Source organism: Rhizobium rhizogenes NBRC 13257 (assembly GCF_000696095.1).
Lineage (GTDB): Bacteria > Pseudomonadota > Alphaproteobacteria > Rhizobiales > Rhizobiaceae > Rhizobium > Rhizobium rhizogenes.
Genome location: NZ_BAYX01000021.1, coordinates 36,764 through 58,027 on the forward strand (window position 1 = coordinate 36,764; position 21,264 = coordinate 58,027).

Here is a 21,264-nt window from a genome sequence, read left to right on the forward strand (position 1 = left end):
ACCTATATCGCGCCATGGCGTGGCGGCAGCTTGCCGTTCAGATAGTAGTTGCCGACCGCCTGATACTTCCAGCGCACCGGATCATGCAGCGTGTGTGTCCGCACATTGCGCCAGTAGCGATCAAAATTGTCCTCAGACAGCGTCGAGGATGTGCCGGACAGTTCGAACAGCTTGTTGGCGGCGAGCAGCCCGGCCTTCGTTGCCAGGATTTTCGCTTCCGCCACGGCGATCGACGCACGCGCGACGCTCTCTTCCGTCATATCGGCCCGCACTGCATCGATCTCCGCCGCGGCACGATCAAGCAGCACCTGCGCCGCCCGCAGCCGTAGCCAGACATTGCCGACCTGATGCAACGTCAGAGGATCCTCGGTAGCGCGATCGACCTTGGCATCCAGCCAGGGACGGGCGCGCTCACGGATGAAGCGCAGCATCTCCTGATAGGCACCGAAGCCGATGCCGAGATCGATGGCCGCATGCATGATCTGCGCGAATGGCCCGATGGTCGTCGGCCGCTCGAAGGAGGTTTGGAACGGCACAACCCATTCCGGCTCTACCCTGACCCGCTCGAACAACACCGTACCACTGCCGGTTACACGTTGCCCGAAGCCATCCCAGTCGTCATGGATGGTGACGCCCGGCGCGTCCCGGGGCACGAAGGCGAGATAGGTGACAGGTGCGCCGTCTTCCTCGGCAACGACGAGGGTCGGAATCCAGTGGGCATAGATCGCGCCCGTGCAATAGAACTTCTTTCCGTCGACATACCAGCCACCCGGATCGCGCACGAGCCGGGTGCGGCGCTTGAAATCGCGCTGACCGATTTCGGCGAGTGCATTGCCCAGCCGCTCGCCGGCCAGCACGCGCTCGTAGAAAAAAGCCTTCTGTTCCGCGCTCCCACCGACGCGAAGCACCTCCAGCGCGTAGTAATGGTTCTGCGGAATCTGCGACAGCGATCCGTCCGCGGCACCGATGGTGACGATCGTCTGCGCGACGGTCTTTGCCGAAACGCCGGCCCCGCCATACTCACGGGGAACGGTAATCCCCCAGAGGCCGCTGGTGCTGTACTGGTCGAGTTCCGCCCAGGGCAGAAGCCGTTCGCTATCCCGCGATGAGGCGCTTGCCGCAAAATCGGTGGCAAGACGTTCCGCGATCTTAAGTGCCTGCGCATCATCACGGATGATATCGGCGGGGCGACTTGGCGGCGGCGCGGGAGAAACCGGCTTGGGTGAGTTGATCTCGGTCATGTCGCTTTCGCGCTCCTAATTCCACTGATGACGGGCGGGAAAGACACCGTTGAGCTGGTAGTTACCAAGCAGGTGATATTTCCAACGCACTGGATCGTGCAGCGTATGCACCCGCGCGTTGCGCCAATGCCGGTCGAGATTGTGCCCGGCGCGGGTTGCGGCTGACCCTGCCAGATCGAACAGCTTCTCGGTTGCTTCGAGCGCGATCTCCGTCGTCAGGATCTTCGCTTCGGCAACGGCTGCCGACGCCCGCGCGCTGGACGCCTCGGTGATCGGCGCACGCGCTACCTCGTCCAGCACCTCACCGGCGGCGTAGAGCAGAGCCTGCGCGGCATGCAGTTCGGTGTAGAGATGGCCGATCTCGTGGATGATGGTCGGATCGTCGCTTGCCGATTGCAGACCGGAATCCATCCAGGGACGGGCATAGTCCCTGACGAAAGTAACCGTATCCTCGATCGCGGCTTTAGCGATACCGGCATCGATCGCCACCTGGATCAGTTGTGAGACAGGGCCGGTGATGCCCGGACGGTCGGCAAGCTGCCAGACGGGGAAAACCTGTTCGCTGCCAATGGCAACATCGGTGAATTCCACAGTACCACTCGCCGTTGTCCGCTGGCCGAAAGAGGACCAGTCGTCGATAACATTGACGCCGCTAGCGTCATAGGGTGCCCAAACCTGAACCGGGCGCTCCTGATCGTCGATGGCGCGTGTCGGGATCCAGTGCGCGAAAAGTGCTCCCGTCGAATAGAAACGCCGACCGGTGAGCCTCAGCCCGTCAGGCGTCTGGCGCAGACGCGTCGTGCTGACATTGACGGCATTGCGGCCGCGCTCCGGTCCGGCATTGCCGATACGATAGCCCCGGAGAATATCGCCATAGAAACGGCGCTTCTGCTCTTCCGTGCCGATCTCGCGCAACAGCGACAGCACGCCGAACTGGTTCTGCGGGATCTGCCCAAGCGCCGGATCGGCCGCACAGAGGATCTCAAAGACCTTGGCGAGCGTGACATGGGAAACTTCGGCGCCGCCATAGGCGTTCGGTACGGTGATGCCGCCGAGGCCGCTTTCCGTATAGAGATCGATCTCCTCCCAGGGGAGCCGCCGTTCGCGGTCGCGCTCGGACGCCCCCGCCCGGAATTTTTCGACCAGCGCCTCGGCGGCCTTGATCGCCTGATCGTCGGTTTCGATCAGCCGGGGCGGCCATGGCGGTGCCGGTCGGCGCGGCTCCGGCTTTTCGGTGGATATAGTGTTCGAGCCCGTGGGGTAGGCATCGGTCATGCAAAACTCCTGAGAAAACGTCAGCGCGCCCGCAGGCGGCTAACGGCATAGTCGCCGGTGAACTGCACGATGCAGACGAGCGCGATGAGGACGACGATGACCATGGCCATCACGGTCGTGTCGTAGCGTTGATAGCCGTAGCGGATCGCCATATCGCCGAGGCCGCCGGCACCAATGGCGCCCGCCATGGCGGAGGCGCCGATCATGCTGACGATGGTGATGGTGAAGCCGCCGACGATGCCTGGCAGTGCTTCCGGCAGGAGCACATGGCGAACGATGTGCCAGCGGCGGCAACCGATCGCCTGCGCCGCCTCGATCAGCCCGGCATCGACCTCACGCAGGCTGACCTCGGCAATGCGGGCGAAGAAAGGCGTGGCGCTGATGGACAATGGTACGATCGCGGCCCAGACGCCGATCGTGGTGCCGGTCAACAACCGCGTCAGCGGCAAGAGGGCGACCAGAAGCACGATGAAGGGGGTGGCGCGAAAGCCATTGATAAGTGCCGCCAGCACCCGGTTGAGGCGCGGTGCATGGATAAGGCCGCCCGGCCCCGACAGCACCAAGAATACCGCTAAAGGAATACCGATCGCAAGGGCGAAGACGGCGGAGACGCCGACCATGACGATGGTGTCGAGCAATGCCTGCCACAGGCGTTCATACATCAACGTCGACATAGCCCAATATCCTTGTCTCATGCGCCAATCCGGCGAGCCCCGGCAGCCTGCGGTTCTCTGGTCGGCGCGTGGCGATCAGCAACCGACCGTGAACATGGCCGTCGATCCGGTCTAGCGAACTTTGCAGCAGCCGGACCGGCGCGCCGATGGCGGCGGCAATGGCGGCAATATCCGGCTCCAACCCGCCTTCGCCCGTATAGGACAACGCGATGATCGCATCTTCGCGGCGGGCAGGATCGGCCTCCAACCGCAAGCGTCGTGCCACGTCCTCGGGGATATCGCGATGCAGCGGCTGCAGCAGCGCGCGGGTGGCGGCATGCTGTGGATTGCCGAAGACGCGCCAGACCGGACCGGACTCGACCATGCTGCCCTGCTCGAGGACGACGACATGATCGCAGATCTCGCGGATGACGCTCATCTCATGGGTGATCAGCACGATGGTCAGGTTGAGGCGGCGATTGATATCCTTCAGCAACTGCAGGATGGACAGCGTCGTCTCCGGATCGAGCGCCGATGTCGCCTCGTCGCACAGCAGGATTTCCGGGTGATGAACCAGAGCGCGGGCAATGCCGACGCGCTGCTTCTGCCCGCCGGACAGGCGTGAGGGATAGGTGTCGCGCTTGTCCTCGAGCCCGACAAGCGCGAGAACCTCGGCGACCCGCTCCTCGATCTGGCGGCGCGGCACGCCCGCCACGATCAGCGGCAGCGCGACATTGCCCCACACAGTCTTGGCGGACAGCAGGTTGAAATGCTGGAAGATCATGCCGACCCGGCGGCGGAGCGCCACCAGCGCATCCTCATCATATCCGCCGATATCCTCTCCGTCGACGAGAACGCGGCCGCTTGTCGGTTTTTCCAGCCGATTGATCGTCCTGAGCAGGCTCGACTTGCCGGCACCGCTGCGCCCGATAATGCCGTAGATCGCGCCTGCCGGTATATCCAGGCTGATGTCCTGCAGCGCCTGCACCGATCCCGCCGAAGACGTATAGGTCTTGCCGATCCCCTCGAAGACGACGGAACCCGGGCGTTGCCCGGGCTCGGCGCCCTGCTCCTCGAGCACCGTCTGGCTGCGCTCCGCGCACGGAACGGGCCAGACCGTGGCCGGAGCGATATCGCTGTCGATCACGGCAGCCATGGCAGCGTGTAGAGCTTGTTGTCGGAGTCGAACGCCTTATTGATCGCGTCGCGAACTGCCGTGGAATTCTGGTAAAGGGCAACCAGTTCCTTCAGCGCCGGATTGTCCGCCTTGTCCTTGCGGACGGCGAAGACGATTGCGAACTGCTTGTCGTCGACGCCGGAATAAAGCAGGCCGGAAGACGGATCGAAGGTCTTGGCCGCGACGATGAAATGCGGGTAGCCCTGCGCCAGATCGACGTCGCCGGTCACACGCGCAAGCTGCGGGCCTTCGATTTCCTTGAAGGTCAGCTTCTTCGGATTGTCGGTGATGTCATCCAGCGTGCCCTTGAAGCCGACACCATCGCGCAGCTTGACGAGGCCCGCCTTCTGCAACAGCAGCAGACCGCGGCCCTGGTTGACCGGATCATTAGCAATGGCGACCGTGCCGCCCTCGGGAATGCTGGCGAAGTCCTTATGCTTCAGCGAGTAGAGGCCGATATTGGCAAGCACGCCCTGGCCGACGCTGGTAAAATCATAACCGCGCTCCTTAATCGCGTTGTCAAGGAAGGGCTTGTGCTGGAAATAATTGACGTCGATGTCGCCCGACTGCAGCGCGACATTCGGCGTCGTCCAGTCGCTGAACTCGACGATCTCGATATCCAGTCCCTTGGCCTTGGCCTCCGGAACCAGAGCCTCGATGGAATCGGCATAAACGCCGGGCACGACGCCAACCTTCAGCGTCTCCGCGAAGGCCTGGGTGGAAAGCAGCAGAACGGCGGCCGCAAACAGATTTGCGATGGTAAGTTTCATCTATGTCCCCTCAGTCAAAATAGGTGAGTCAACGCTCCCTCGATGGGGATGATCATAAAGACGATAGTTTTTATGCACAAAACGTGCCGTGCCAGAATCCGGAAGCACCGGGCAAATTTATTCCGCGCTGCGGCATATCGGCGAAAAGTTTGCCGCGCATGGTTTGAACGGTGCCTCCGCAGCGGCGTGGCGAAGGCGAGATGCGGGCAAAACAGATCCCGCCATTTCGATGCAAGCATTCATCCGGTTGTTATGGTAAAAGACTATCTTCGCTAAAAAGATGTACTGCTCTTTCGTCGTGCTTCGCATGAGAGTTGATGTGCAGTCCGAACCCGGTTTGCGTCCGGCTTCCGCCCCGCAGCCTCGGCGTCCTTAAGGGACGCCCGATCCTCAGAGGCGCATCGACCCTCTGGCGAACGGACCATTTGGGGGGATGAGACATGCGAGTTATAGCGGCAAGTACGGTTCTGCGCGCCCGGGCAGTTGCGGGAACCTATGTGGTCATCCTGGCCTGGGACTTCGTCGCCGGGCAGGACGCCAAGAAAACCGGGCTGATGGGTTTCGCCATTCAACGCGAGGAGCTGAAGGACGGCGCTGTTGTCGAGCGCTACTGGATGACCGGCATCAAGCGTTTCAAGGACAAGGATAAAGGCCTGCCGCCGGGGACGCCCGTCAGCACGGCGGAGCATCCGGTGCAGAGCTTCCAATGGGCCGACTATACGGCGGAAACCGATCACACCTACCGCTACCGGATCGTCCCGGTCTACGGCACGGTGAAGATGCTGCAGCTCGACACCGCCTCGGCCGTCACCCTCGAAATCGCGACCGAGCTGGAATATCTGCTCCATCCCGACAAGAGAAACGACCAGGCGCGCCACGACGTCTATTTCAATCGCGGCGTGATCGGCTCGCAGGCCTATGCCCGCCGTTTCGGCAACCGCATGCCCAACGCCGACAATCCCATGGCCGAGGAAATGGTCTGGCTGTCGCGCGGGCTCTTCGAGGCGCTCATCAAGTTCATCGGCCTTGCCGAGGATCATCGCTTCGGGCTTCGCGCCGCACTCTATGAGTTCCACTATCAGCCGGTCGCGAATACCTTTGCCAAGGCAGTGGAAGCCGGCGCCGACGTGAAGATCGTCTTCGACGACGAAAAGACCTACAAGGCCGCAAACGAAGCGGTCATCCACAATGCCCGGCTCGACGAGATGAAGGTAGTCATCCCGCGCACCGTGACCGAGGGCATCCGCCACAACAAGTTCATCATCCTGCTTGAGGATGAAAAGCCGATCGCGGTCTGGACGGGGTCAACGAATATTTCCGACGGCGGCATCTTCGGCCACTCGAATGTCGGCCACATCGTCTGGAGCCCGGCGATCGCGGAGACCTATCTCGAATACTGGACGCTGCTGTCGCAGAACCTGACGCCGACCAAGTTGCGGCCGAAAAATCGCGACTTGACGCCCCTTCCCCCTGGCCGCACCCAGCCAAACAGCGTCACGCCGGTCTTTAGCGCCCGCGATGCGAAAGACAGCAGCGAATCGCTGCAATGGTATGCCGACCGGATGGGCGAGGCGCAGGAGATTTCCTGCATCACGCTCGCCTTCAACCTCGACAAGGTCTTCAGCAAGGTGATCGCCCAGGACAATGACGTGCTGCGCTATATCGTCAAGGACGACGACCTTGGTGACGGCGAGATCATCGGCCGCGACCGCGATGTCCTGTTCGCCGCCGGCGGACGGCTGGAGGCTGGTGCTCTGGCAAATTTTCTGGCCGAGCGCGACAACCCGCTCAACACCAACGACTACATCCATGACAAATTCATGCTGGTCGATCCGTTGAGCGACGACCCGCTTGTCGTCAGCGGCTCGGCGAATTTCAGCCAGCCCTCGCAGCGCATCAATGACGAGAACATGATCGTCATTCGGGGCGATACGCGTGTCGCCGATATATATTTCGGCGAATTCATGCGCATTTTCGACCATCACTACGCTCGCTATGTCGTCAAGAAGCTCACCGATGCCAACAAGCAGGATCCGGATGCCGGATATCTGAAGGCGAACCCGGAGGACTGGCTGCGCGGTCAGTTCGACGAACGGAGCTACAAAGCCAAGCGCCGGAGATATTTCGTCGGACCATGAGGAATTGCGGCCATTCCGCTCTTTTCACAGGGACTAAACCCAGCCTAGGTTAGGAGACCGAACTCCAGACAAGGCTGACGCTCCATGCCAACGCATCGCTTCGTTCCGACCACCTATCACAATGTCATCGGCTCCCTTTCCCCGGCATTGCGCATTGCCGATGGTGACACCGTCATCACTGAGACGATCGATGCCGCCGGCTATGACAAAGACGAGGTTCGGCAGGCCCCGGGCCCCAACCCGATGAACGGCCCAATCTTCGTTGAAGGTGCGGAGCCGGGCGATTCTCTCAAGGTCGAAATTCTTGGCATGGTCCCGACGCGCGACACAGGTTTTACCCGCAGTGTCGTTGCCGGCAATGTTGTCGATCCCTCGGACATCAGGACATTGCCGGCAGGCGACAAGGCGATCTGGCAGATCGATCGCGAAGCTTTGACGACCCGGCTTTCCGAGCCGGTTGCCGGTCTGGAAGCTTTCGTGCTGCCGCTATCGCCGATGATCGGCTGCTTCGGCGTTGCTCCATCCCTCGGCCAGGCCATTTCGACCGCCACCAGTGGCGAGTTCGGCGGCAATATGGATTATCGCCTGCTCAGCCCCGGCACGACCATCTGGTTTCCGGTCTCCGCACCCGGCGCGCTCTTTTTTCTCGGCGACTGCCACGCGGTACAAGGAGACGGCGAGATCGTCGGGACCGGTATCGAAACCACCTTCGAGGTGACGGTGCGGCTCAGCGTCGAAAAGAAGAAAACGATCGTCTGGCCGCGCGGCGAGACGGCGGATGATATTTTCACCATCGGCAACGCCCGGCCGCTCGACCAGGCGCTACAGCATGCGACCAGCGAAATGCTGCGCTGGCTTGAAGCCGATTACGGCCTCGACAAGACCGCCGCCAGCCACCTGCTCGGCCAGGTCGTGCGCTACGATGTCGGCAATGTCTTCGATCCGGCCTATACCATGGCCTGCCGCGTATCCAAGAGCTGGCTGACGCGGCGCTAAAGCAATTCCAGGAAAAGTACGCAGCGGTTTCCGTCCGGAATTGCGTCAAAACGAGAGGATAGAGCTGTTCGGCGAAATCGATCAGCCGGCGTCGCGCGATTGGTCCCGCCTCTGGTTGCGCGAGACGTTCATCTCCTGCCGTTCCTGCGCCAGGCTGCTGACGGCGGCGCGCAGTTGCGGGTGGCGGGACATGAACAGGTTGAAATCGCGACGTTCCAGGACAAGGAACTGACAGAAGTCGACGGCGACCACATCGGCTGTTCGTCGCGCGCCCGTCAAGACCGCCATTTCGCCGAAGAAAGAGCCGGCGTCGAGCGGGATTTCCTCGTCCTCGAGCTGCACTTCGACCGCGCCGGAAGCAACGAAGAACATGCTGTCGCCCCGGTCACCGGTGCGGATAACCCGATCGCCCGGCAATGCCGATCGTGGCCGGAAGAGCAGCAGCAGTTCCTCCTGCGCGCCCTCGTCGAGCTCGGCGAACATCGGAAAGGTCTCGATCAACTGCTCGATTTCGAGATGATGCTGCCGGTCGCGCTCTTCGCGCTGCTCGCTGATGACGGCCAATTCGCGATACAGGCTATCATGCTTCGCCGTGCCATAATTGGACGCGAAGGCAGGCCATCGGGAAAAGATCCATGCCTCCAGCCTCCCAGTGCCGGCGAAAACCAACTGATTGAGCGTGATCGACAAAATCGCGCCGGCAAGGATCAGATCCTGCCCCTCGCGCGGCAACAGCCCCAGCGAAACGCCGAGGCCCGCCAGGATAAAGGAAAACTCGCCGATCTGGGCAAGCCCGGCGGCGACGGCAAGGCCCATGCTAACGGGATAGCGCAGCAGCACCACCACACAGAAGGCAATCAGCGCTTTCCCGAGAATGATGAGGGCGAGCACGCCGATGATCATCAACGGTTCGCGCACCAGTACCGAGGGATCGAAGAGCATGCCGACGGAGACGAAGAACAGCACTGAAAAGGCATTCTGCAACGGCAGGGAATCGGCGGCCGCCCTGTGGCTGAGATGGGACTCGCTCATGATCAGGCCGGCGAAGAACGCGCCGAGTGCAAAGGAAACGCCGAATATCTCCGCCGCTCCGAAGGCAATGCCGAGCGCGATGGCGAGAACGGACAGAGTGAAAAGCTCGCGCGAACCGGTGCGCGCCACCGAGGTCAGCAGCCAGGGAACGATCTTCGGGCCGATGAAGATCGCAACGGCGGCAAAAGCGGCCACCTTGAGGAGCGTGATGCCGATGGTCAGCCAGATCGACCCCGTGGCGGCATGGCCGCCCGCATCGGCATGTCCCCCGAGCGCTCCTGCAAAGGCCGGCAGCAGGACGAGCGCCAGCACCATCGCCAGATCCTCGACGATCAGCCAGCCGACGGCGACGCGACCATTGGTCGAACTCACCAGATTGCGCTCCTCCAGTGCCTTCAGGAGCACGACGGTACTGGCGACGGCAAGGCTCAAGCCGAGGACCAGGCCGGCGCCGATGCCCCAGCCCCACAGCGACGCAAGACCGATGCCCAGAAGCGTGGCGATGGCGATCTGACCGATCGCACCTGGAATGGCGACCCCGCGCACGGCGAGCAGGTCCGCCGCCGAAAAATGCAGCCCGACGCCGAACATCAGGAGGATGACGCCGATCTCGGCCAATTGCGAAGCGAGCGCCATATCGGCGACAAAGCCCGGCGTCGCCGAGCCGATCATCACACCGGCGACAAGGTATCCAACCAGCGGCGGCAAATGCAGCCGGTCGGCGAGATAGCCGAAAATGGCGGCAAAGCCAAAACCGGCGGCAATCAATGCTATCAATGCGACGTCGTGCGGCACCGCGACCCTTCCCGTTTTCCGGCGTTGCCGCCGTGTTCCTGCTGTTTCGCGCTACGCTAGCATCGCATTTGCGGGGACGTCTACGGGATCATGCGAAACAAAAGACAAACCGCCGCCTTGCCGAAATAAGGCGACGGCGAAAGCAGCGGTTACTGATCGAGAACGATCTGCAGCTTGACGTCGCTCGGGCGTGCTTCCACGGCGCGATCGAAGGCTTCGATCGATTGCTCGAATGTAAACGTCTCCGAGATCAGCGGCTTCAGGTCGACGCGGCCGGAGGCGATCAGCGCGATCGAGCGCTCATATTGATGCGCGTAGCGGAAGACCGTTTCGATGCGGACTTCCTTCGTCGAGGCGGTCGAGACATCAAAGCCGACCGGGGCGACCGGCAGGCCGACGGCGACGATAACGCCGCCCGGACGCGGCAGCTCCATCACGGTCTCCCAAGCCTTCGGCGAACCGGAGCATTCGAAGACGACATCCGCGCCCCAACCGTCGGTCAGGCGCCTGACCTCCTCGATCAGGTTCTTCTCGCGGATGTTGACGGGGATCACGCCCTGATACTGCGCAGCGATATCGAGCTTCGGCTGGGCGAGATCGGCGACGATAGCACGGGCGCAGCCGCCGGCGAGGGCTGCGATGGCGACCATGGTGCCGATCGGCCCTGCGCCGAGCACGACGGCGGTATCGCCGGGTGTAATCTTCGCCTTGGCCGCCGCCTGCATGCCGACCGCGAAAGGCTCGACCATCGCACCCTCCGCAAAGCTGACATTGTCCGGAAGCTTGAAGGTGTAATTGGCCGGGTGCACGACAAAGGGCGTCAGCACGCCATGGATCGGCGGCGTCGCCCAGAAGGTGACGGCGGGATCGACATTGTACATGCCGAGGCGGCTCGCCTTCGAATTGGCATCGGGAATGCCGGGCTCCATGCAGACGCGGTCGCCGACCTTCAGATGAGAAACACCGGCACCGACTTCGACCACCGTGCCGGCCGCCTCATGACCAAGCACCATCGGCGCATTGACGACGAACGGGCCGATACGGCCATGGGTGTAATAATGCACATCCGATCCGCAGACGCCGACCGTGTGGATCTTGATCTTCACTTCGCCCGGCCCGACCTCCTGTGGCAGGTCGATGTCGCGCAGCGCCAACTCATGCTGACGCTCCAGTACCAGGGCACGCACCTTGCTCATCACGTCTTTCCTCTTTCAGAAGTCATTCCGCCCCCGCACGGCCGCAAGGACATCCTCATTCGTTATATAGCCATGACTTGCATCACAAAATGACCTTTCCGCGAAAACCAGACCAATTTGGCTCAATATGAGGGAAAATGGCGCGAACCGCCCATTAGTATATTAATATTAGAATATCATTTTAAAGAGACGCCCCAGGACTAATCATATTGGCAATATTGACTAGTGCTCCATTTCTTGTCCTTTTAGCAGGTACGGAACAGGAGGACGCTCAAATGGTATATGACTGGACCGGCCAGCGCACCCGCCGGACGAAGGTGCTGCGCGCAGCGAGCATCGCACTATTTCTTCTCTTTTTGATCACAGTCCCCGTTTTACTGCTGCATTACAACTTCATTCAGTATCCTTATTGAGTCGCCGGACGACGATTGCTTTCGGCTGGCCACCCCTGATCAGGCGGCCCTTTTGGCGTTCGGCTTCCGCTTGCGCGAGACGTTATCCCCAGCTTTCGGATCGAGCGGCAGGCAATCGAGAACGGCCAAGAGCGCGATGACGCCGAGCATGAGGAAAGCCAGGCGAAATTCGATGGCGGTGATCCCGCTCATGCCGAGCGGCGCGCTGATGGCCTGGCCGATGCGGATGCCGATGGCGCCGACGGCAATCCCCATTCCCATCGTCAGCTGAAAGGCCGTGCTGAACAGCGTATTGGCGCCCGTCATCTGCCGCGGCGGGATGTCGGCAAAGGCGATGGTGTTCAGCGCCGTGAAATGCATCGAGCGGAGCATGCCGCCGATGAACAGCACGGGGATGATGAACCAGATCGGCGTATCCGGGGAAAACAGCGCACAGGCGGCGATGAAGATCGCATTGAGGATGCCGTTGACGATCAACACCGGCTTGAAACCGAAACGCCGCAGGATCGGTGTCGTACCCGGCTTCATCGCCAGATTGCCGGCAAAGACCGCCAAGGTCAGCATGCCTGCATGAAAGGCGCTCAACCCGAAGCCGACTTGGAACATCAGCGGCAGCAAGAAAGGCACCGCGCCGATAGCAGTGCGAAACAGCGACCCACCCCAGATGGTCACGGCGAAGGTCGGCAGCTTCAATCCTGAGAGGTCGATCAGCGGATGCTCGCTTCTGCGGAAGTGGACTATAGCGACGGCAAGCAGCACAAAGCCGGCAATGACATAGGCCCAGGCTTCCAGCCAGACCGGATCGGGACGGCCGATAAGCTCCAGCCCGTACATCAGGCTCGCGAGGCCAAAGCCGCTGATGACGAAGCCGATCCAGTCGAAAGGAGGGCGGGCCGCACTTTTCGTTTCCGGGATCAATACGAGCGCGAAGATGAACGCCACTATGCCGAGCGGCAGGTTGAGATAGAAAATCCAGCGCCAGCTCGCATGGTCGGTGATGAAGCCACCGAGCGGCGGCCCCAGAATGGGCGCCACCAGCGCCGGCCAGGTGATCGTCGCAATCGCCGAGATCAACTGGTCCTTCGGCGTGTTGTTGAGGACCACAAGCCGGCCGACCGGCACCATCATCGCGCCGCCGATACCCTGCAGGATCCGCATGGCGACGAAGGAACCGACACCGTTCGCCAGACCACATAGGACGGAGGCGAGCGTGAAAATGACGACAGCCGTGGTGAACACCAGGCGCGCGCCGAACCGGTCACTGATCCAGCCGCTGATCGGGATGAAGATACCAAGCGTCAGGAGATAGGCGCTCATGCCGATATTGAGATCGACGGGCCGGGCGCCGAAGGACGCTGCCATCTGCGGCAGGGCAGTGGCAATAACGGTGCCATCGAGGTTTTCCATGAAAAAGGCGCCAGCCACGAGCAGCGCAATCAACAACGGTCGGGAGCCGGAGGTCTGCATTGCCTCCTCCCGCTTGCGCGTGGACATATCATTCATTCCAAAACTGCTCCGAATCCGCCTCGTATCCCCAGCCATCTAAACGGTTTCCCGCCGTTACCGATAGGCTGAAATCGTCACACCATTCGATGAAGCGATCACATTTCGCTTAATCGCCGGATCAGAATTTGATCGCGATGCCCCCGCATCGTCGCCCTCGTTTATCGAACAATCCGATCAATGTGAGACCAGTAGGCAGGCCCATACAAGACATGGTAAAGTTTTCGTCAAGATATGGCGCAACGAGAACGGCCAAACCGACAACGAACAACTATGGAACCACCACGAGCGAGCCTGTACGCACCAGCGTGAAGCCAGCTAGAGCCGCTATGAGCTAGAGCCACTATAAGTTGGCGATTTCACTCGCATCGCCTTCCAATCAGACATAAGAGTCCAACGAATGAAACATGGCATTGATGCAATGATTGCTCCGGCGACCCCGATTTCGAAAATGATCGTCACGCAATCGCCATTCGATGCCTATGTCCGCAAGTACGGCACCATCCCCCGCCGCGGCGTCTTCGGTTATTTCGTCCACGAGCTCGGCCGCCGCATCGTCGGCGGCAGCTATCCGGTCGGGGCGACGCTCCCGAACGAGCCCGACCTCGTGGAACAGTTCGGCATCAGCCGCACGGTCATCCGCGAGGCGATGAAATGCCTGGCCGGCAAGGGACTGGTGGAAATCAAGACCCGCGTCGGCACCCGCGTCAAGGAACGCGCCAACTGGCATCATCTCGATACCGACGTCATGGTCTGGTACTACGAGACCGGGCCATCGGCCGAGATCATGCGCTCGATCAGAGACCTCCGGCGCGTGCTGGAGCCGGAAGCAACAGCGCGCGCCGCCACACGCGGCAGTGACGCGGATATTGCCGCTATCGCCGCCGCCTATGAGGACATGGTTTCCACTCTCGGCGACATCAACATCAATGCCGATGCCGATCTGCGCTTTCATACTGCGATCTTCGCCGCCACGCACAACATGGTCTACGCGCAGCTCATCGACCTGATCGCCATCGCGATCTACGCCAACCGCACACTTTCAAGCCATGACGAAGTGGCCGAAGGCCAAAAACGGGCTTTGCCCTACCACAAGGCCATTCTCGACGCGATCGCCGCCCGCGACCCCGAGGCCGCACTCAAGGCCTCGCATCACCTGCTCGATTCCTGGGGCGGCAACGACTACGATTTCTGAGGCGCAACCGTCGCAAGAGCCGTAGCGCTCATTCATTCCTTGCTAATGCGTCATCGCCTCCTGCGCATCTGTCTTCGGTATCTGCCGGCGGCCGGCATCATGCGCCACCGGAATGAGCCAGGTGGTCGCAAACGCGAGGATGGCGAGCACGACGACACCCCAAAAGCTCCAGTGCAGCGCCGCGTCGAAGACGCCGCGGATCGCCGGATCGGCTGCGAGATCGGAAAGACCGGTCGGCTGGTTCAACACCTCATGCAGCCTGGCGGCCAGATCGCCGCTGCCAAAATGAACGATACCGATATTGAGCACGGCGCCGAGGGCGGTCGCGCCGAGCGTGTTGCCGAGGCTGCGCGAAAAGATGATCGACGCCGTGGCGCTGCCGCGCATCGACCATTCGACGCTTTCCTGCACCAAGACGATACTGGTCAAGCTGATGAGACCCATGCCGAAGCCCATCAGAAAAGAGCCGAGGCCGGCCAGGATCGGACTGCTTTCCGGCGTCAGAAACACGAGAAAAATCGCGCCGAAAGGGAACATGAAACTGCCGGCACGCAGCGTCCTGCGGATGCCGAAGGCGCGGAAGAAACGGCTCGACAGCATCACGGCCAACGGCCAGCCGACGATCAGCATGGTCAGCGTAAACCCCGCCACCAGCGGCGAGCGGCCGAGCACGCCCTGCACATAGATCGGCAGGATGGTCGTCAATCCGATCAGCGCCATGCCGGCCAGAAGCGTGACCGCATTGCTGGTCGCTATCAGCCGTCGGCTCCAAAGTTCGATCGAGATGATCGGCTCCGGGGCGCGCCGCTCCTGCCAGATGAACAGCGCCCCGGTGACGACGAAGACTGCTGCAAGCGGCCCGAGGACGCTGAGGCCGGAGTCGGTCTCGGTGAGGATCACCAGCAGCGAGATGATAGCGATCGAAAACAGGATCGTGCCGAGATAGTCGATCTTCGCTTCACGCGGCGTGATCTGCTCATGCAGGAAGAACGTGAAGCCGATGATGGTCAGCACGCCGATCGGCAGGTTGATCCAGAAGATCCAGGCCCAGGAGACATTGTCAACGATGATGCCGCCGACAAGCGGCCCAACGACGGCCGACACCGCCCAGACGCTGGCAAGCGCCCCCTGCACCTTGGCACGCTCCTCCAGCTTGTAGAGGTCGCCGACCACGGTCATCGTTACCGGCTGGATTGCGCCGGCGCCGAGGCCCTGCAGCAGCCTGAAGGCAATCAGCGAGGCCATCGACCAGGCAAAGCCCGCCAGCGCTGACCCTACAAGAAAGATCAGAATGCCGCCGATCAACATCGGCTTGCGGCCGAAAATATCCGACAGCTTGCCGTAGATCACCGTTGTCGTGGACTGCGCCAGAAGAAAGGCGGAGAAGACCCAGCTATAATAGGTAAAGCCGCCGAGCTGGCCGACGATGTGCGGCATGGCTGTGGCGACAATCGTTGCTTCGATCGCAACCATGAAGGTCGCCAGCATGATCGAAACAATGACCAACGGACGTCTCGATCGATCGGCCGTGCTGGACATGACATTCCTTTCTGACAAGTCCACCCGACCGCAGACGCGTATAGGCCGTCAATACGGCCATGGGGGGAACGATAAATTCCTGAGATCGACGTCGGAGGGCTAGAAGCTCCAGGGGCATTGCCCGCTGAATCATTATGGTAAGCATTGCATACTTACGCCTGCGGATGTCAACCGTTTAACAAAGGTTGGCGGATCACCACACACCGTCGTGCAGCGCCGTCGCCTCTTCGCACAGCATCGGCCCCACCACCTCGACCTTGCGCTGGCCCGCTTCGAAAACGACGCGGCAGGGCAGATCGAGCGTGGGATTTTCCGGATGATTGCCGGTGATCGCCTTGAGCTGGCTTTCGCTGAGACCATAAACGACGCGGCCGACGCCAGCCCAATAGGCGGCGCCGGCGCACATGGCGCAGGGTTCGGCGGAGGTATACATCGCGCATTGTACGAGAAAGCCCGGAGAGTATTGCTGCGACGCCCTGGTCATCAGCACGCGCTCGGCATGACCGGTCATATCCTGCGTCGGATTATAGGCGTTTTCCTGCTCCATCAGCACGGTGCCGTCAGGTCCGACCAGAATGGCGCCGAAAGGATGGTTGCCGTTCAACCGCGCCCGCGCCGCCACCTCGAAGGAACGGCGCAAAAAGACTTCGTCGTTAAGAGGTGCGGTCATGGTCCCTGCCCTGCGATGAAACGCGATATCGCAACTTGCGCGATGCTCATCCGGCTGACAAGTCGCTAATTCAGGGCAGCGCGCGGAAATCCACGGCCGGGCAGAACGACTGCCCGACCGTGGATTGATCTCAGGCGATGCTTTCTTCGAGATTGTCCAGGATCGCGTTCCAACCCTTCGTATGGCCTTGCCTTGCCTCCTCGCTGCGGAATTTCACCTGCTTCAAGGTGATTTTCGTTGTATCGGGACCCAGTTCAGCGAGATCGATAGTCACCACGCTGTCGTCGAGCGAGTATGGCGACTCCCAGGTAAAGGAGAGGCGGGAATGGGGGGCGATCTCAAGATAGGTGCCCGCATGCGGGATCTCCCGCTCGGCGGTTATCATGACGATCGAGAAACGCCCGCCCTTGACCGGATCGGTCTTGACCCTGGACGCCTCACCGCCCGTCGGCGTTCGCATGAATTTCGCCAGCATTTCAGGCGAAAGCCAGGCATTGAACACTTTCTCGCGCGGGGCCGCAATCGTGCGGTTCACTGTCAATTCAAGCTCAGTCATCTCTTTCATCCTTCGAAACGAGTAGATTCTCCAGCGCCGCAAGGCGCAGTTCCCAAATCGACTTCAGTTGCACGAACCAGCCCTCCGTCAGCTTCAGCGGTTCGAGCTCCGCGGCAATGAAATGCTCGCGGCCCAAGGTCCTGCGGGTGACGAGACCTGCCTCCTCCAGCACCTTGATGTGCTTGGAGACGGAGTTCAGGGACATCTCGAAATGCGCGGCGAGCGCCGTCACTCTCAACGCGCCCTCCTGAACAAGCAGCGTCAAGATTTGTCGCCGGGTGGTATCGCCGGCGGCCTTCAGAATTCGTGACAGAGCGTCTTCGTCCATTTATTCACCCATATGGTTGAATATACAAAATCATGCGCGATAGTCAACCATATGGGTGAATATTTTGTATTACCACCAGAGCCGATAGCGGCAATGATGAGTTTGACCGAGGGTTTCTTGTAGAAAATCAATCCCACCCTGCAGGCCTCCCGCCCATCGGCCGCACTATGGATTTAGGTCCTCAGCGCAAGCTATTACGATTGATTTGTTCACTTGCCGAACTTACTGTCAGACTAAATACGCAGGCGGAACATCGAATTGCTCACCTCCTCGCAGCGGCAGCTTCTACGCGTCATCAGCGAATCCGGCCCTCTCAGCCGAACGGTTCTCGCCGCATCAATGGGGCTCAGCAAGGCGGCGATGAGCGGCATCGCCCGCGATCTGATCAGCCTCGGCGTTCTCCATGAGACCGAGACGGTCTACGGCCAGGGCCGGCCATCGATCTTGCTCGACCTGTATCCGGAAGGCGCCTTTTTCGTCGGTATCTCGCTGCTCGAGGACCCGGCGCCGATGGTCTTGAGCGACTTCAACGGTAAGATTATTGCACGAGAGACCATGCCGCTATCGCGTGATCCGGAGATCATTGCGGTCCTGGTCGCCGATGCACTACCGAAACTGCTTGCCGGGCAGCCGGACGCGGCCGCCAAATTGTCAGGTCTCGGCGTCGCCCTCTCCGGTTTCGTCGACGAGAAGCAAGCCAATTGCGTGCAATCCACCCTGCTCGGCTGGCAGGACGTGCCGCTTGCCCGGATCATTCGTGAGAAGACCGGCATCGAGACCTTCATCGAGAACGATGCCAAGGCGGTGGCCGTCAGCGAGAAACTGTTTGGCAGCGCGCGCGACATTCTGAATTTCAGCGTCGTCTCGTTTGGCGATGGCATCGGTTGCGCCCATTTCATCGGCGGCAAGCTTTATCGCGGCAATCACGGCGGCGCCGGCGAAATCGCCCATTGCACCATCGAGCTAGAGGGTTCGCCCTGCCGCTGCGGCAAGCGCGGCTGCCTCGACACGGTCGCCTCGATGAAGGCAATCAAGGAAATGTCGAAGGCGGCAGGCCTTGCCTGCACGTCATTGACCGAGCTGGAAGAAGAGGCTTCGGTCGGCAATGCCACCGCCATCCGCATCCTGCATCGCGCCGGCGGCGCACTTGGCCTCGCGATCGCCCACCTGATCCAGTTCAATGATCCCGGCTTGATCCTGATCACCCATGTCGAAGGCAATTTCGACGGCGTGTTCGGCACCGTCATGCAGCAGGCGATCGAAGCCAATGTGCTGCCCCGCTATGCCGGCCAGACGCCGATCCGCACCCGGCGCGTCGACAGTGACGTCTGGGCGCGAGGCGCCGCCAGCATCGCCGCCCATAATTTCCTGATTGGTTCCAACCCGAATTAGAGGTTTCCCATGCGTATCGCCGTCGGCGGCATTCATACCGAGTGCAGCACGTATAATCCGGTCCTGGCCGAAGAAAAAGATTTCCGCATCGTGCGCGGCGAGGCGCTGACTGCAGCGCCGTATTTCGCTTTCCTGAGAGATTACGACGCCGAGTTCCTACCGACGATCCACGCCCGGGCGATTGCCGGCGGCCCGGTCGCCCGCCATACCTATGAGGCTTTCAAAGCGGAGTTCCTCGAGCGCCTGAAGCCGTTATTGCCGCTCGACGGGCTTTATCTCGCCATGCATGGCGCCATGTATGTCGAGGGCATGGAGGATGCCGAGGGCGACTGGATCGCAGCCGCCCGCGCCCTTGTCGGCGACGATTGCCTGCTGTCTGCCAGCTATGACCTGCACGGCAACATCACCCAGCGCATCATCGACGCGCTCGACATGTATTCCACCTATCGCACCGCGCCGCATATCGATGTCGAGGAAACCATGCGCCGCGCGGTAAAGATGCTGACCGAGAGCCTGAAGACCGGCGTGAAACCGATCCTGCTCTGGGCACCGATCCCGGTCGTCCTGCCCGGCGAGCGCACCAGCACGGTCGATGAACCGGCCAAGAGCCTCTACGACCTGCTGCCCGGCATCGACGCCATCGACGGCGTCTGGGATGCCTCATTGATGGTGGGTTATGTGTGGGCTGACGAGCCGCGCGCCACCGCCGCTGCCATCATGACCGGCACGGATCGCTCTGTGCTGGAGCGCGAAGCGAAACGGCTGGCACAAGCCTATTGGGACGTGCGCCGGGATTTCGTCTTTGGTTGCGAGACAGGCTCGATCGAGGAATGCGTCGCCAAGGCGATCACGAGCCCAACTACTCCGGTGGTGCTGGCCGAATCCGGCGACAATCCGACCGGCGGGGGTGTCGGCGACCGCGCCGACGTGCTGGCGGAACTGATTGCCAAAGGTGCTGACGGCGTCGTTTTCGCCGGGATCGCCGACAAGGCCGCGACCGAGGCCTGCTATGCAGGCGGCGTTGGCACAAAGCTCGATCTCACCGTCGGTGCCTCGCTCGACACCAAGGGCAGCAAACCGGTAAGAGCTGAATTCACTGTCAAATTCCTGCTGCAAACCGACGATGCAGCAGACCGGCAAGCCGTCGTCTCCATCGGCGGTATCGATCTGGTTCTATCGGCAAAACGCCGCCCCTATCACAACATCGCCGACTTCACCCGCCTCGGCCTCGATCCGCATCAAGCCAAGATCATCGTCGTGAAATCCGGCTATCTGTCGCCGGAGCTGGCTCCGATCGCCAATCCGAACCTGATGGCGCTCTCGCCCGGTGTGGTCGACCAGTTCGTCGAACGCCTGCCGCGGCTGCGCAAGCAGAAGCCGACCTATCCCTTCGACAAGGATTTTGCCTTCGCGCCCGAGGTGTCGCTCTCGGCACGTTCGAGCGGCCGGTAGCAGTCCCGGCTGGGGGCCGCTGCGCAAACATTATGCATTGAGCAGACTTGCACAAAAAAGAGCTTGACGCTGCGCTCGAGTTGAACTTGTATCGGACCAATCAAAAATTGGTTCGGACCATTTAACCTCATGGCAGCCAGCGGCCTTCCTGAAAATTCGACCCATGCCCTGGAGAAACTCCGGGGGCTTTTGGGCTCGGATAATCTGCTGCCGGATGGCAAATTGCCGACCGAGCGGGCGCTTTCAGAGATGTTCGGCGTCAGCCGTCGTGCCATCCGCCGCGCGCTCGAAGTGCTGGAGACCGAAGGTCGCATCTGGCGGCGCCAGGGATCGGGTACCTATGCCGGCCAGCGCCCGGATGACTGGAGCCAGCATGTCGGATCGATGATTGCCGGCACCAATCTCATGGAGATCATGGAGGTGCGCCTGCGCGTCGAGCCGCAGCTCGCCCAGCTCGCCGCCATGCGCGCCAAGCCTGACGATATCGAGCGCATGTACGAACTCACGAAGAAGATCGTCGCCAGCGACGATGCCGATAGCCGCGAGCTTTGGGATGGCGCACTGCATCGCCTGATCGCGCAGAGCGCCGGCAACCAGTTTTTCCTGACGATCTTTGACGTCATCAACCACGTCCGCCAGGACGAGGCGTGGCAAACCATTCGCGAATTGGCCCGCAGCACCAACAACACGCGCCCGGCCTCCTATGCCCAGCACATGACGATCATCGACGCGATCGCAGCGCGCGATCCGATGAAGGCCGCCGAGGCCATGCGCCAGCATCTGCTGATGCTACAGGAGAGCTTGATCCGTGTCACCTCGCTCGACGCCCAGCCACTGCAAAGGGAGCTGGCCAAGGCGCTTGACTGACCATGGGCGCAACTGCGCCGAGACTGCCCGACCGGAGGGGAAACCGGCCGGAACCGCATTGAAAACAAAAATATAA

At 61.3% G+C, this 21,264-nt stretch carries 19 protein-coding genes; 7 read left to right on the top strand and 12 right to left on the bottom strand.

What is annotated here, in order from left to right:
* Window positions 1-2: 2 nt before the first annotated feature.
* The 5 genes from RRH01S_RS28860 to RRH01S_RS28880 are packed head-to-tail and all read right to left on the bottom strand — an operon-like array spanning window position 3 to window position 5,116.
* Window positions 3-1,241: an SfnB family sulfur acquisition oxidoreductase gene (locus RRH01S_RS28860; protein WP_042476328.1), complete on the bottom strand. Its 1,239-nt coding sequence runs from the start codon at window positions 1,239-1,241 to the stop codon at window positions 3-5.
* Between the two features lie 15 nt (window positions 1,242-1,256).
* Complete coding sequence (locus RRH01S_RS28865) at window positions 1,257-2,516, bottom strand: SfnB family sulfur acquisition oxidoreductase (RefSeq protein WP_007694316.1); 1,260 nt, start codon at window positions 2,514-2,516, stop codon at window positions 1,257-1,259.
* Window positions 2,517-2,536: 20 nt separating this feature from the next.
* Entirely contained in the window at window positions 2,537-3,190 is a 654-nt protein-coding gene (locus RRH01S_RS28870; RefSeq protein ID WP_042476332.1) for a methionine ABC transporter permease, read from the bottom strand.
* Window positions 3,171-4,325 carry a methionine ABC transporter ATP-binding protein gene (locus RRH01S_RS28875; RefSeq protein ID WP_042476335.1) on the bottom strand — a complete coding sequence of 385 codons (1,155 nt, stop codon included), beginning with the start codon at window positions 4,323-4,325 and terminating at the stop codon, window positions 3,171-3,173. Before RRH01S_RS28875 ends, RRH01S_RS28870 begins: the two co-directional genes overlap by 20 nt.
* Window positions 4,313-5,116 (bottom strand): MetQ/NlpA family ABC transporter substrate-binding protein, encoded by an 804-nt coding sequence (locus RRH01S_RS28880; RefSeq protein WP_042476339.1) that lies wholly within the window; start codon window positions 5,114-5,116, stop codon window positions 4,313-4,315. The genes RRH01S_RS28875 and RRH01S_RS28880 overlap by 13 nt, the downstream gene beginning before the upstream one ends.
* Before the next feature lie 440 nt (window positions 5,117-5,556).
* Here RRH01S_RS28880 and RRH01S_RS28885 point away from each other — a divergent pair, with 440 nt between their 5' ends.
* Together RRH01S_RS28885 and RRH01S_RS28890 are read left to right on the top strand one after the other, a co-directional pair.
* Window positions 5,557-7,254: a phospholipase D-like domain-containing protein gene (locus RRH01S_RS28885; protein ID WP_042476342.1), complete on the top strand. Its 1,698-nt coding sequence runs from the start codon at window positions 5,557-5,559 to the stop codon at window positions 7,252-7,254.
* Between the two features lie 84 nt (window positions 7,255-7,338).
* On the top strand, window positions 7,339-8,250 hold the full coding sequence (locus RRH01S_RS28890; RefSeq protein WP_042476344.1) for an acetamidase/formamidase family protein: 912 nt from the start codon (window positions 7,339-7,341) through the stop codon (window positions 8,248-8,250).
* Between the two features lie 81 nt (window positions 8,251-8,331).
* Here the strand turns inward: RRH01S_RS28890 and RRH01S_RS28895 are convergent, their stop codons facing one another.
* Complete coding sequence (locus RRH01S_RS28895; RefSeq protein ID WP_042476347.1) at window positions 8,332-10,077, bottom strand: cation:proton antiporter domain-containing protein; 1,746 nt, start codon at window positions 10,075-10,077, stop codon at window positions 8,332-8,334.
* A gap of 149 nt (window positions 10,078-10,226) precedes the next feature.
* Window positions 10,227-11,273, bottom strand: a complete 1,047-nt coding sequence (locus RRH01S_RS28900) for an NAD(P)-dependent alcohol dehydrogenase (RefSeq protein WP_012650149.1) — start codon at window positions 11,271-11,273, stop codon at window positions 10,227-10,229.
* Window positions 11,274-11,548: 275 nt separating this feature from the next.
* Here RRH01S_RS28900 and RRH01S_RS34570 point away from each other — a divergent pair, with 275 nt between their 5' ends.
* Entirely contained in the window at window positions 11,549-11,686 is a 138-nt protein-coding gene (locus RRH01S_RS34570) for a hypothetical protein (protein ID WP_007694332.1), read from the top strand.
* A 39-nt stretch (window positions 11,687-11,725) separates the two neighbouring features.
* On the opposite strand, the gene RRH01S_RS28905 is transcribed toward RRH01S_RS34570, so the two are convergent.
* On the bottom strand, window positions 11,726-13,189 hold the full coding sequence (locus RRH01S_RS28905; RefSeq protein ID WP_198929707.1) for a DHA2 family efflux MFS transporter permease subunit: 1,464 nt from the start codon (window positions 13,187-13,189) through the stop codon (window positions 11,726-11,728).
* Window positions 13,190-13,589: 400 nt separating this feature from the next.
* On the opposite strand from RRH01S_RS28905, the gene RRH01S_RS28910 reads away from it, so the two are divergent.
* Window positions 13,590-14,384: a FadR/GntR family transcriptional regulator gene (locus tag RRH01S_RS28910; RefSeq protein WP_007694337.1), complete on the top strand. Its 795-nt coding sequence runs from the start codon at window positions 13,590-13,592 to the stop codon at window positions 14,382-14,384.
* A 42-nt stretch (window positions 14,385-14,426) separates the two neighbouring features.
* Here the strand turns inward: RRH01S_RS28910 and RRH01S_RS28915 are convergent, their stop codons facing one another.
* The 4 genes from RRH01S_RS28915 to RRH01S_RS28930 all read right to left on the bottom strand — a co-directional run bounded on the left by RRH01S_RS28915 (window position 14,427) and on the right by RRH01S_RS28930 (window position 17,477).
* The gene (locus RRH01S_RS28915; RefSeq protein WP_042476350.1) at window positions 14,427-15,923 is read right to left on the bottom strand and encodes an MDR family MFS transporter; all 1,497 of its coding nucleotides are present in this window, start codon (window positions 15,921-15,923) and stop codon (window positions 14,427-14,429) included.
* 193 nt (window positions 15,924-16,116) lie between these two features.
* A complete protein-coding gene (locus RRH01S_RS28920; RefSeq protein ID WP_007694341.1) occupies window positions 16,117-16,593 on the bottom strand; it encodes a nucleoside deaminase in 477 nt (158 codons plus the stop codon).
* Between the two features lie 130 nt (window positions 16,594-16,723).
* Window positions 16,724-17,149, bottom strand: a complete 426-nt coding sequence (locus RRH01S_RS28925) for an SRPBCC family protein (protein ID WP_042476353.1) — start codon at window positions 17,147-17,149, stop codon at window positions 16,724-16,726.
* Window positions 17,142-17,477, bottom strand: coding sequence for an ArsR/SmtB family transcription factor (locus RRH01S_RS28930; protein ID WP_007694346.1), 336 nt, complete (start codon window positions 17,475-17,477; stop codon window positions 17,142-17,144). Before RRH01S_RS28930 ends, RRH01S_RS28925 begins: the two co-directional genes overlap by 8 nt.
* A gap of 258 nt (window positions 17,478-17,735) precedes the next feature.
* Between RRH01S_RS28930 and RRH01S_RS28935 the strand changes: the two genes are divergently transcribed.
* From RRH01S_RS28935 to RRH01S_RS28945, 3 genes are all read left to right on the top strand, one after another.
* Window positions 17,736-18,869, top strand: a complete 1,134-nt coding sequence (locus RRH01S_RS28935; RefSeq protein WP_042476356.1) for an ROK family transcriptional regulator — start codon at window positions 17,736-17,738, stop codon at window positions 18,867-18,869.
* Between the two features lie 9 nt (window positions 18,870-18,878).
* On the top strand, window positions 18,879-20,321 hold the full coding sequence (locus tag RRH01S_RS28940) for a M81 family metallopeptidase (protein WP_042476359.1): 1,443 nt from the start codon (window positions 18,879-18,881) through the stop codon (window positions 20,319-20,321).
* A 129-nt stretch (window positions 20,322-20,450) separates the two neighbouring features.
* A complete protein-coding gene (locus RRH01S_RS28945; protein WP_042476362.1) occupies window positions 20,451-21,188 on the top strand; it encodes a FadR/GntR family transcriptional regulator in 738 nt (245 codons plus the stop codon).
* Window positions 21,189-21,264: the final 76 nt, after the last annotated feature.